This is a genomic window from Corynebacterium sp. MSK035 (assembly GCF_030232615.1).
Taxonomy (GTDB): Bacteria; Actinomycetota; Actinomycetes; order Mycobacteriales; family Mycobacteriaceae; genus Corynebacterium; species Corynebacterium jeikeium_D.
In genome coordinates this window covers 58966-71572 of sequence record NZ_JASPJP010000005.1, presented here as the reverse complement: position 1 = coordinate 71572, position 12607 = coordinate 58966, and the positions used below count along the sequence as shown (strand labels likewise).

Annotated in this window: 9 protein-coding genes; 1 reads left to right on the top strand and 8 read right to left on the bottom strand. The window is 59.5% G+C overall.

Annotated features, from left to right (window positions below):
• Positions 1–56 precede the first annotated feature (56 nt).
• The 4 genes from QP978_RS04695 to rho all read right to left on the bottom strand — a co-directional run bounded on the left by QP978_RS04695 (position 57) and on the right by rho (position 4774).
• Entirely contained in the window at positions 57–713 is a 657-nt protein-coding gene (locus QP978_RS04695; RefSeq protein WP_005509411.1) for an L-threonylcarbamoyladenylate synthase, read from the bottom strand.
• A gap of 37 nt (positions 714–750) precedes the next feature.
• Positions 751–1695: a peptide chain release factor N(5)-glutamine methyltransferase gene (prmC, locus tag QP978_RS04690; RefSeq protein ID WP_284856902.1), complete on the bottom strand. Its 945-nt coding sequence runs from the start codon at positions 1693–1695 to the stop codon at positions 751–753.
• Positions 1682–2755 carry a peptide chain release factor 1 gene (prfA, locus tag QP978_RS04685; RefSeq protein WP_016422451.1) on the bottom strand — a complete coding sequence of 358 codons (1074 nt, stop codon included), beginning with the start codon at positions 2753–2755 and terminating at the stop codon, positions 1682–1684. The genes prmC and prfA overlap by 14 nt, the downstream gene beginning before the upstream one ends.
• 66 nt (positions 2756–2821) lie before the next feature.
• Positions 2822–4774, bottom strand: a complete 1953-nt coding sequence (gene rho / locus QP978_RS04680) for a transcription termination factor Rho (RefSeq protein WP_049172046.1) — start codon at positions 4772–4774, stop codon at positions 2822–2824.
• Between the two features lie 515 nt (positions 4775–5289).
• Between rho and QP978_RS04675 the strand changes: the two genes are divergently transcribed.
• Positions 5290–7008: a long-chain fatty-acid--CoA ligase gene (locus tag QP978_RS04675; RefSeq protein ID WP_284856901.1), complete on the top strand. Its 1719-nt coding sequence runs from the start codon at positions 5290–5292 to the stop codon at positions 7006–7008.
• Between the two features lie 45 nt (positions 7009–7053).
• On the opposite strand, the gene thrB is transcribed toward QP978_RS04675, so the two are convergent.
• From thrB to argS, 4 genes are all read right to left on the bottom strand, one after another.
• Positions 7054–7980 carry a homoserine kinase gene (gene thrB / locus QP978_RS04670; protein ID WP_049190091.1) on the bottom strand — a complete coding sequence of 309 codons (927 nt, stop codon included), beginning with the start codon at positions 7978–7980 and terminating at the stop codon, positions 7054–7056.
• On the bottom strand, positions 7981–9315 hold the full coding sequence (locus QP978_RS04665; protein ID WP_101738701.1) for a homoserine dehydrogenase: 1335 nt from the start codon (positions 9313–9315) through the stop codon (positions 7981–7983).
• The gene (lysA, locus tag QP978_RS04660) at positions 9312–10730 is read right to left on the bottom strand and encodes a diaminopimelate decarboxylase (RefSeq protein ID WP_284837302.1); all 1419 of its coding nucleotides are present in this window, start codon (positions 10728–10730) and stop codon (positions 9312–9314) included. Before lysA ends, QP978_RS04665 begins: the two co-directional genes overlap by 4 nt.
• 65 nt (positions 10731–10795) lie before the next feature.
• Complete coding sequence (gene argS / locus QP978_RS04655) at positions 10796–12448, bottom strand: arginine--tRNA ligase (protein ID WP_049172039.1); 1653 nt, start codon at positions 12446–12448, stop codon at positions 10796–10798.
• Between the last annotated feature and the right edge of the window lie 159 nt (positions 12449–12607).

Sequence of the window (12607 nt, the reverse complement as noted above, 5' to 3'; positions counted from 1 at the left end):
ACTCACCCACACAATCGCTGCAGATACTAAACAGGAAAAGCCTTAGGTAGACAAGACTACTGCCCCAGCAGTCGCTCGGGCGTAGTACTCAAAACCTCGGCAACCGCCGCTGCTGACACAGCGCCTTCGCGCAGAATCCGCGGCACTGGAGTCGAGATATCGACAATCGTCGATGGGGTGCCAATCGTGGCTTCGCCGCCGTCGACGTAGACAGCCGCTTCCCCACCCAACATCTGCTTGGCACGCACGGCATTGGTGGCCGGTGCCTGGCCGGAGATGTTCGCACTGGACACGGCCATCGGACCGGTGCGGCGCAGAATCTCGATAGCAATTGGGTGCAGCGGCATGCGCAGCATGACCGTACCCGCGGTATCACCAAGGTTCCACGGCAAGCTCGGCGCCTGGTTCACAACCAGCGACAGTCCGCCCGGCCAGAAAGCCTCCACCAGCGTGCGAGCAGCTGGCGAGTATTCGCGGACGAGCCCCTCAATCGTGTTCCAGGAACCCACGAGCACCGGTACCGGCATATCCGGGCCGCGGTGCTTGGCACGCAGCAAGGAGGCAACGGCCTGGTTATCAAAGGCATCGCAGCCAAGGCCGTAGACGGTATCGGTAGGCATAACGACCAGCCGTCCTGCCTTCACTGCATCTACTGCTGCTGCAATTGCGCGTTCGCGGTTTTCATCTGTGCTGCAGTCCATAATCCTGCTCATCAGATTTGTGCTCCTGCTTCAAAGTTTGCTTTTAAGATCAATTTTTGCGTCCCACCGTAAAACGGTCACGGCCCGCAAAGTCACGGTGGACCTCTACATCAGCGTAATCCCAGGTGTCCTTTAGCAGTGAACTGACATCGTCTCCTGAAGAGTCATCGTGCTCGATGCCGATGACTCCACCCGGCCGCACCAGCGCACCCACTAGGTTCATCATAGGTCGAATGACATCTAGCCCATCGTCGCCGCCGAAGACCGCAGAGTGCGGATCAGCTCTCACTTCGGGGTCAACTTCGGTGTCTTCGGGCACATATGGAGGGTTGGACACAACAATGTCGGTCTCGCCTACCCATTCTGCGAGCTCAGCGCCATCATCAATCAGCTGAACATCCGTGACATCGCCAGCAATCAGACGCACACGCCCATCGCCGTACGTCTCGATATTCTTCGCAGCCCACGCCCGTGCCCGCTCAGAGAGCTCCACAGCCACCACGTCCGCTTCGGGTACGGCATCGGCGATCGCCAACGCCAACGCACCGGATCCAGTACACAAGTCAACGATTTTCGGCTTGACGACGCCACTTGCGACCAGTTCACGGGCTCGATCGATTGCCCACTGCGCAAGCAGTTCCGTCTCCGGCCGGGGTACAAAAACACCGGGCCCAACCTGTAGTTCCAGGCTCATCATCGGCGCCGTACCGAGGATGTGCTGCAGTGGCTCACGCGCTACTCTGCGGGCCAGTACCTCGGCCAGATACTTGCGACCGTCCTCATCGGTGTACGGTTCGTCTCCGCGGAAGATGATGTCTGCCGGTCCCGCATTGATAGCAGCTGCAATTAGCGCCCGCGCGTCGGCATCCGGAGAAGCCAGCGCCGCGTCGTCAAGCGTGCGACGCGCATAGCGAAACAGCTCGCCGAGGGTACGGACGGAATCCGGTAACGTCGGCGAGCTATTTTCTGCGGGCGTGGGGCTACTCGGCTTCAAGACGCTCAGCGCGCTCCGCGTCGTGGAGGGCCTTGAGCAGGTCATCCATGTCGCCGCCCAGCACCGAGTCCAGGTTGTGAGCCTTGTAACCGATGCGGTGATCGGAAACGCGGTTCTCCGGGAAGTTGTAAGTGCGGATGCGCTCGGAGCGATCCATGTTGCGCACCTGAGACTTACGCTGGTCAGAGGCGGCCTCGGCGATCTCCTCTTCCTTCATCTGCTGCAGTCGAGCAGCAAGGACCTGCATAGCGCGGGCCTTGTTCTGAATCTGCGAGCGTTCCTTCTGACAGGTAACAACGAGACCAGTCGGCAGGTGCGTCAGGCGAACGGCGGAGTCAGTCGTGTTAACACCCTGACCGCCCTTACCGGAGGAGCGGTAGACGTCGACACGCAGATCCTTTTCATCAATCTGGATGTCTTCGACCTCGTCGGGCTCCGGGTAGACCAGCACACCAGCGGCGGACGTCTGAATACGGCCCTGAGATTCGGTAACCGGCACGCGCTGCACGCGGTGAACGCCACCTTCAAACTTGAACACGCTCCACGCACCGTCACGGGACGGAGTCTTAGCTCGGATGGACATAGTCATGTCCTTCACGCCGCCGAGATCAGACTCGGACAGCCCGAGAATCTCGGTGGTAAAGCCGTGCTTTTCTGCATAGCGCTGGTACATACGAGCGAGCTCACCTGCGAAGAGCGCTGCCTCCTCACCGCCGGCACCGGACTTGAGCTCCATAACGATGTCATCGCTGTCGTGCGGATCGCGCGGAGCCAGCAGGTCGGCGAGCTTTTCCTCGAGCTCCTCTGCCTCGACAGCGAGACGCTCAGCCTCAGCTGCGAATTCGGAGTCCTCGTATGCCATCTCGCGAGCTGCCTCCAGGTCATCCTGGACCTCAGTCAACTTCTTGTGAGTCTGAATGACCGGCTGCAACTCATTGAAGCGCTTGCCGACCTTACGGGCAGCCTTCGGGTCGTTGTGCAGCTCGGGGTCTGCCAGCTGCGCCTCAAGGCCGTGGTATTCGGAGAGGATGTCGTCAACTGCGGAAACCTGATTAGCCATTGAATATTCCTTCAGATTGTGATGGGTGAAATGCTAGTAGGTGCTGTGGTTTGCGGCTAACCCCAGCTAAAGCATGTCGTCCACATCAACGTCGGCGGCCATTGGTGCAGAAGAAGCCACCTGCATCAGGAATTCCTTATTGTTCCGGGTCTTCTTCAGCTGCTTAATCAACAGGTCAATAGCAGCCTGCGACTCTAGCGCGGAGAGGATGCGGCGCAGCTTGTGCATAATGCGAGCCTCCTCCGTGCTGAGCAGCAGCTCATCCTTACGAGTACCCGACGGGTTGACATCCACTGCCGGGAACACGCGGCGCTCGGAGATTTTACGGTCGAGCTTCAGCTCGGCGTTACCGGTGCCCTTGAACTCCTCGAAGATGACGGTATCGCCTGCGGAGCCGGTCTCCACCATCGCGGTGGCGATGATGGTGAGGCTGCCGCCTTCCTCGATGTTTCGGGCAGCACCCAAGAAGCGCTTCGGTGGGTACAGAGCGTTGGAGTCCACACCACCGGAGAGGATTCGTCCCGATGCCGGCGAAGAGTTGTTGTACGCACGGCCAAGGCGGGTAATGGAGTCCAGCAGTACGACGACGTCCTGCCCCTGTTCCACCAGACGCTTTGCACGCTCAATAGCCAACTCGGCCACTGCCGTGTGATCTGACGGCGGGCGGTCGAAGGTAGAAGCAATAACCTCGCCACGGACACTGCGCTGCATGTCGGTGACTTCCTCCGGGCGCTCGTCGACAAGCACGACCATCATGTAGCACTCGGGGTTGTTCGTCGCGATAGCGTTCGCGATGTTCTGCAGGATCGTGGTCTTACCGGCCTTCGGCGGCGAAACGATGAGCGCACGCTGACCCTTACCAATCGGCATAATCAGGTCGATGACGCGAGTGGTGAGGATCTTCTGCTCGGTCTCCAGACGCAGGCGACGGTTCGGGTACAGCGGGGTGAGCTTAGCGAAGTTCGGCCGCTGCTTTGCCTGCTCCGGATCGATGCCGTTTACAGTTTCGACCTTGACCAGCGGGTTGTACTTGCGGCGATTACGGCCGTTGCCATGAGTGACCTGGCCCGAGCCATTCTCACGCGGCATGCGGACCTGACCAGTGACGGCGTCGCCCTTGCGCAGACCGTATTTACGAACCATTTGCGCGGACACCAGCACATCGTTAGAGCCCGGCAGGTATCCGGACGTGCGCACGAATGCGGTCTTGTTATCTAGCACATCGACGATGCCAGCCACCGGCTGGAGAACGTCATCCTCGCGGATCTCGTCCTGACCGCCGTGTCCCCCACCGTTGTTATCGCGTCCGCGACGGTCGCGGCGATTGCGACGGTTGCGGCGGTTACGGTTGCCACGACCGTCATCGTCATGGTTATTGCGGTCGTTATTGCGATTGTTGTTGCGACCGCGGCGGTTGTTGCGGTTGCCGCGGCCTTCATCGTCGTTGTCTCGATCGTGGTTGTTGCGATCGTTGCGGTTATTACGGTCGTTGCGATCACCGCGGTCATTACGATCATTACGATCGTTGCGATTGTCGTTGCGATCACCGCGGTCGTTGCCGTTATCGGAATCGTCGCGGCTATCGTTGCTGCGATCGTCCTGATTCTCCTGCTCGCGCTGACGAGCACGGTTACGACGATTTCGACGCTGCTGAGAACGGGACATCTCCTCGCGACCATCCGCGTTGGCGTCGTCTCGCTTGTCGTTGCCCTTGTCGCTCTTGTCGGCGCTCTTACTGGAACCCTTATCCGCGCTTTCCGACGGCGATTCCTTGGCATCCTTCGCCTTGGAGCCGGTATCCGCAGCCCCAGCCGCAGCCTTCTTCGCGCGAGATTTCCGAGCTGGAGCGGAACCAGCAGCCGGGGCACCATTCTTAATGGCCTCAATCAGCTCATGCTTGCGCATGGCGGAGATGCCGCGAATGCCCTTGCTGGAAGCGATTTCACGCAGTTCTGCCATTCGGAGGGCCGCAAGATTCTCTGGGCCGCCTGCCGTGGCAGTGGTGTCCGTATCGGTCACGGATGTCCTTTCATCGACCTTCCCTGCAGTCACTCTCTACAGGGGGCTATGTCATTGACACTTTTTCGCTCTTACTGCCCGCCACCGCGTGTGCTCCGTCGTCGAACCTTTACCACGTGCGGAAAAGTAGCCGCAGCTGACGGGAAACTATCGAAAAAGCCAGGCAAAAGACCTCGACGTTGAAACTAAACCGAGGCATCTTGCCTACATTATTTCCGCATCTCAAACCCGAGCGTCCGGGCTGAAGATGGTTAGGAAATTTTAGGTCCACAGCACCGCAAGACTATGTAGTCGCACTACTGATTTATGTGTTTTCAATGTCACGTTGCGCCATCGCGTTGTGTGAACAACTGCGAAAGTCAACGGCATGCGGAGTACATGAAGAAGTACGTATCTAGCCGCGTATTGAAAACGACCTATTGCCCAAGGATAGTCACCAAATAGTCAGGTAGCAACACTAGTTCTCACCTGCGTTTCGCTAGGTCGCGGGGCTGTGAGTCGGTACTGTAGAGCTCATGCGCAGTACGATGCCTCATATTCCTCTCAATATCGCTCAGATTGTGGAATACGGTCGCACCATTCACGGTCGGACTCCGGTGACCTCCTGGAACAGTGACGGCCCCGAGACCACCACTTTTGCCGCCATCGCCGCACGCGCTAGTGCGCTGGCACATGCACTTCGCGATGAGCTCGGCATCGACGGGGATCAGCGCATCGCTACCCTGATGTACAACTGCGCCGAACACTTCGAGGTCTTCCTCTGCGTCGCCTCCATGGGCGCGGTATTCCAGCCGCTGAACAAGCAGCTCATGCCGGATCAGATTGTGCACATTATCAATCACGCCGATGACCAGGTCATCATCGCGGACCCGACCGAGATCGAACTGCTCGCCGAGGTTCTTCCGCACTGCCCGCGCGTCCGCGCTGTCATCATTATCGGTATCGGTGATCTGTCTGACGTGGCTGAGCAACTGCCGGATGGTATCCCGTGGTACTCCTACGAATCGCTCATCGACGGACGCCCCAGCCGCTTCGACTGGCCTGAGCTCGATGAAAACTCCGGTGCAGCCATGTGCTATTCGACGGGCACCGAGGGCGCACCTAAAGGTGTCGTCTACAGCCACCGTTCGCTGTACTTGCACAGCCTGAATATGCGCACCACTGACTCCTTTGCCATCTCGCATGGAAACCCGTGGCTTTGCTGTGTGCCCATTTATCACGTCCTGTCCTGGGGCGTGCCGCTGGCCTCCTTCATGTGCGGGGCGTCGCTAATCTTCCCCGGCGCGGACCTGTCCGCACCGCGTCTGGCAGAAATCATCGAAACCTCAATGCCGCGCGTAGCTCAGGGCGTGCCGACGCTGTGGATTAACCTCATGGCACACTACCTCAGCAATCCTCCGAAGCGCATGAGTCTGCAGGAGATTTTCTCGGGCGGTTCTCCTGTCCCACCTGCATTGATTCGGCTATGGGAAGAGCGCTACGGTGTCGATGTCATCCACTTCTGGGGCATGACCGAGACTTCGCCTATCGGTACCGTGGCACGACCTCCGTACGGCGCCTCCGGTGAGGCCCGCGAACGCTACCGTGTCAGCCAAGGACGTTTCCCGGACATCATGCAGTTCCGCATTGTTGATGACAACGACCGCGTGCTCGACCTGCATGACCGCAACCAGGGTGAGCTGCAGGTGCGCGGCAACACGGTCACCGGAGGCTACTACAGCTCTCCGGAGGCTCAAGATGGAGGCACCGCGCACTTCTTCCGCGGTGCGGAGGTCGACGAGGCTAGCGAACAGTTCACCGAGGACGGGTGGCTCCGCACTGGCGATGTCGGCTCGATTACTCACGACGGCTACCTGACTATTCATGACCGTGCTCGCGATGTCATTCGTTCCGGTGGTGAGTGGATCTACTCCGCTCAGCTGGAAAACTTCGTAATGGAAAGCCCACAGGTACTCGAGTGCGCGATTATCGGCATGCCAGATAAAAAGTGGGGTGAGCGCCCACTGGCCATTACGGTGCTGATGCCGGAAGTTGAACAGAGCAAGGAGACCGCTGAAATGCTCCGCGATGAACTGCGGCCAAAGCTGCCAAAGTGGATGCTGCCGGAGTACTGGGCCTTCGTGGACTCAATCGATAAGACCTCAGTGGGCAAGTTCGACAAGAAAGACCTGCGCTCGCACTTGAGCGCAGGTCAGTACAGCATCGTGAAACTGAAGGGGCCGGGCGAAAAGTAGGTAGCAGGCTAAGCCACTGGCCCGGCACCTGGCCGCAGCTGCGGCTTAGCCGTCGACCACGACCTTAACCGGCTCACCGATTCCCAGCTCCATGACCTTGATGCCAGCCTCGCGGGCATCGTCCAAGATCTTCTCATCTACTGCAGTAGTTCCCAGAACCATACAGGTCGGACCAGCACCCGAGAGGAATGCCGCGTAGCCACGGTTGCGCAGGCGGTTGACCCACTCTGCGGTCACCGGCAGCACGTCGGAGCGGTACGGCTGGTGCAGGCGATCTCGCGTTCCCTCCCACAGCAGTTCCGGGTGGGACTGCAGCGCTGCGGTCATAACCGCAGTACGGGAGACATTGAAACGAGCGTCGACATGCGAAACATCGCTCGGCAGCACCTGACGGACTGCATTCGTGGAGGCGTGGAATGCCGGTACGAGTGCGGTCGCCTGAATGGACTCATGCACCGGAATGCTCACTGCTCGGTACTGAGGTGCGGTGCGACCATCGACAGGCTTGTCAGTCCAGCTGACCACTGCCCCGCCGAGAACGGATGCGCCAGCGTTATCCGGGTGGCCTTCGAATACCGAGGATTCTTGGATTACCTGGTCATCGGTAAGCGGGAAGCCCGCCAGACCGTTAGCGGCAGCGACACCAGCAACGGCGGCGGCTGCGGAAGAGCCTAGACCGCGCGACTGCGGAATGGTGTTGTGGCAAATAACCTTCAGCCCCGGTGCCTCGACTCCTGCGGCGCGAAGGCCCGCGCGAATCGCGCGCAAAACCAGATTAGATTCGTTGCGCGGCAGGTCGACTTCGCCCTCGCCGTGAATTTCAACGACGACACCGGACTCGATGACCTCGACCTCGACGATGTCGTAGAGCGCAACTGCCAACCCCAGGGTGTCGAAGCCCGGGCCCAAGTTCGCTGACGAACCTGCAACCGTGACGGTGACCTTCTGACCCGGGAAAAGCTCCTGTGCCATTTAGATATCCATTCCTTCGATACGAATGACGTTGTTGACGGCCAAAACCGCGTCGTTGGCGCGCAATTCATCGACCGTTGCTTCCAAATCCTTCTCCAGTGCCTTGTGGGTCACGATGACCAGGCGAGCGCCGTTGGCGCCCTCTTCCTGGCGGACGGTGCGCAGGGAGATGTTGTGATCAGAGAAGGTACGAGCGACATCGGCAAGCACTCCGACACGATCGTCGACGTGCAGGTCGATGTGGTAGCGGGTGCGAACGTCACCGAAGTCGAGAATCGGCAGGTTAGCGTAGGTGGAATCTCCCGGTGCGCGACCACCGTGGACAATGTTGCGAGCAGCTGCAACGAGGTCACCGAGCACTGCGGAGGCGGTCGGATTACCACCAGCGCCGTTGCCGTAGAACATCAGGCGACCAGCGGCCTCGGCCTCAATGAAGACAGCGTTGAAAGACTCACGCACAGTTGCCAGCGGGTGACGACGTGGAATCAGCGCTGGGTACACGCGGGCGGAAATGGACTCCTTGCCATTTTCGTCCGTAACCCGCTCACAGGTAGCCAGCAGCTTAATGGTGCAGTCTGCGCTCTTGGCAGCTGCGATGTCGTCAGCGGTGATCTCGGTAATGCCCTCGCAGTGAACGTCATCAGCAGTCACGCGGGTGTGGAATGCCAGGCTGGCCAGAATAGCTGCCTTGGAAGCGGCATCGTGGCCCTCGACGTCTGCAGTCGGGTCGGCCTCGGCGTAACCCAGGCGGGTGGCCTCTGCCAGCATCTCGTCATAGTCCGCACCGGTGGAGTCCATCGCATCAAGGATGAAGTTGGTAGTGCCGTTGACAATGCCCATGACCTTATTGACAGTGTCACCGGCCAGCGAACGACGGAGCGGACCGACGACCGGGATAGCTGCCGCCACAGCTGCCTCAAAGAACAGGTCGACACCCGAGGAATCGGCAGCCTCAGAGAGCTCCTCACCGTGTGCGGCGACGAGTGCCTTGTTGGCGGTCACGACCGACTTGCCGGCACGCAGTGCCTCCAGCACAACGCGACGTGGGTAATCAATGCCACCGATGACCTCGATTACCAGGTCAACGTCCTCGCGCTGAACCAGCGAAAAAGCATCGTCGGTAAGAAGATCCTGATCCACATTCGGACGCGGCTTGGTCTTGTCGCTCACAGCAATACCAACGACCTCGACCGGTCCGCCGATGCGGCGCTCGAAGTCCTCAGCCTTCTCGTTGAGCAGGCGGTAAACCTCAGTACCGACTGTGCCAAGACCTAAAATAGCGACACCAACTTTGTGGCCCTCGCCCTTTCCAGGATTATTCGTTGCGGCAGTCATCGTGGCGTTTCACACTCCAGGCTTAGTAAGTCTTGTACGGTTTCTCGTCTTAATATTTGGGTCACTTGACCATCGCATACCGACACTACTGGTGGTCGCGTCAGCATGTTGTAGCGGCTGGCCATTGCGTAACAGTATGCCCCAGTAGCAGCGAGCGCGAACAGATCACCCTCGACAATGTCGTTCGGGTAGTTCGCATCGTTAATCAGAATGTCTCCCGATTCACAGTGCTTTCCGACGACGCGGGTGGGAATCCTGGAACCGGACACCTCGCGATTAACAACGCGACCATCATAGTTCGAGCCGTAAAGCGCCGGACGAATATTGTCACTCATGCCGCCATCGACCGATACGTAACGACGGGTCATGCCATCATCGATGGTCACATCCTTCAAAGTGCCCACTTCGTACACCGTGACCATGGACGGGCCAACGATGGCACGACCTGGTTCAACAGCCACTGCCGGAGTCGCAATGCCGATATGCTGCGCAAGCTTGTCCACAGCAGTGAGGATCTCGTCGGCAAGCGGAGCAACGTCGAGGGGCTGCTCGCCTGCGGTGTAGGCGATTCCGAAACCGCCACCGAGGTCGAGGGTGTTGAAGTGTTCCGAGATTTCAGTGCCGTGACGTTCGACCAGCTTTTCCACCAGTGAGAACACGCGCTCGGCGGCGAGAATGAAACCGTCGGAATCGACAATCTGGGAGCCGATGTGGCAGTGCAGACCAACTAGGCGCAGATTGTCGTCCTCTTCTACGAGGTTGGCAGCTTCCAGCGCCGAACCGGACGCGAGGGAAAAGCCGAACTTTTGATCTTCATGCGCAGTAGCAATGAACTCGTGGGTGTGCGCTTCCACACCGGGCTTCACGCGAACGAGCACGTCCTGCACCACGCCTGCTTCAGCCGCTACCTCGGACAGGCGACGTAGCTCCGAACGGGAGTCAAGCACAATCTTGCCCACGCCGGCGGAGATAGCATCACGCAGCTCAGCGGTGGACTTGTTGTTGCCGTGGAAGGTCATGTCCTTGGCTGGGAATCCCGCAGCCAGAGCGATAGCCATCTCGTTGCCCGAGGCGACATCGAGATGCAGCCCCTCCTCCATTACCCAGCGGGCGATGGTCTTCGACAGGAAAGCCTTGGATGCGTAGTGGACATTCTCCGCGCCGCGGAAGGCCTTGGCCATCGAGCGGCAGCGAGAGCGGAAGTCCTGCTCATCGACGACAAAAACCGGAGTGCCAAACTCCTTGGCAATGTCGACCAGGCTCACGCCACCAATTTCCACCGAGCCGGGATTCTCTTCGTCAGCGCCCCGACGACGGGCGGTAGTTGGCCAGACATGCGCTGGTAGTTCATTAAATTGGGTGGAGTCGGGTCGGGTGTAGCCACCCAGTTCGAAACCATTGCCGTCGATAGGCACGAAACAGCTCTCTTTCTCCGTTACCCGGGCGGAGCAACGGGGTGTAGTTTTACGGGCGCGTTCGACTACATGCGCTCAGGTGCGGTAACACCGAGCAGCTGCAGAGCATTGGCCAGCGTCTGGCGGGTAGCCTCAGCCAGGCCGAGACGAGCACGGTGTAGCTCGGATACCTCTTCGTCTGCCTTTGGCAGAATCTGGCAGGTGTCGTAGAAGCGGTGGAAGACACCGGCGAGCTGCTCAGAGTAACGGGCAATGCGGTGTGGTTCCCGCAGGTCAGCAGCAGACTTGATGATGGCCGGGAACTCACCGATAGTGCGGATGAGCTCACCTTCACGGTCCTCTACCAGCAGGGAGAAGTCAGCGCCTTCGCTGGTCACACCGGCCTCTTCGGCACGGCGGCCGATTGAGCACAGACGAGCGTGGCCGTACTGGACGTAGTAGACCGGGTTGTCGCTGGACTGCGAAGCCCACAGCCCCAGGTCGATATCCAGGCTGGAGTCCACGGAGGAACGGATTAGCGAGTAGCGAGCAGCATCGACGCCGATTGCCTCAACCAGGTCGTCCAAGGTGACCACTGTGCCCGCACGCTTGGACATCCGGACAGCCTTGCCGTCGCGAAGCAAGTTGACCATCTGACCGATGAGCACCTCGACGCCATCGGCGTTGTAGCCGAGCGCTGCAGCGGCCGCGCGCAGACGTGCGATGTAGCCGTGGTGATCGGCACCCAGCATGTAGATGCACAGGTTGTGGCCGCGGTCGAACTTGTTCTTAACGTAGGCGATGTCACCTGCGATGTAGGCTGCGTCGCCGTCGGACTTGATGACCACGCGGTCCTTGTCGTCACCGTAATCGGTGGACTTCAGCCACCATGCGCCGTCAGCTTCGTAGAGCTTGCCGTTTTCCTTCAGGGAATTGACAGCTGCTTCCACCTGACCGGACTCGAACAGCGAGTTTTCGTGGAAGTAAACGTCGAAATCGGTGCCGAACTCGTGCAGAGACTTCTTGATGTGCTCGAACATCATGTCCACGCCGATGGCGCGGAAGTGCTCCTGGACCTCTTCCTCAGAGCCCTCGAGTGCCTGCGGGTTCTTCTCCAGCACAGCAGCGGCGATGTCCTGGATGTACTCTCCGCCGTAGCCATCTTCCGGAGTCGGCTCGTTGCGAGCGGCTGCAACCAAGGAGTCGGAGAAGCGGTCAATCTGGCGACCGTGGTCATTGAAGTAGTACTCGCGGGTGACCTTGGCACCGGTGGCAGACAGGACACGACCGAGAGCGTCACCGACTGCTGCCCAGCGAGTACCACCCAGGTGAATCGGCCCGGTCGGATTTGCGGAGACAAACTCCAGGTTCACGTCGAGGTTGGAGTTGAAGTCGGCATGGCCCCACTTCTCCCCCGCTGCCAGGACGTCCTCGACGATCTTGCCCTGGGCATCGGAGGCCAGGCGGATGTTAATAAAGCCCGGGCCTGCGATGGTTGCTTCATCGATGCCCTCAGAAGCGCCGAGCGCTGTGGCAATTTCAGTTGCCAAGTCACGCGGCACCATGCCGACGCGCTTGCCCAGCTGCATGGCGATATTGGTTGCGTAGTCGCCGTGCTCAGGGTTACGCGGACGCTCGACGGTCGGGTTTTCCGGCACGATAGAGACATCGGCATCGTGGGCAGTCAAAACCTCGACGGTGACTTTTCGGACTAGTACAGCAAGATCAGCAGGATTCACGATTGCCTATCCTATTAGGTCAATCGCAGTCGTGGAAACATCAGCCACCAAAAGATTGATTTGAGGGGTATCTGCAGGCCACCGCCTCCGGCTGTCCTGCGCCCCTTTCACGATCCAGCCGAATTCAGGTTGAGAACAGATTTAATCCGGGGCTAGGCG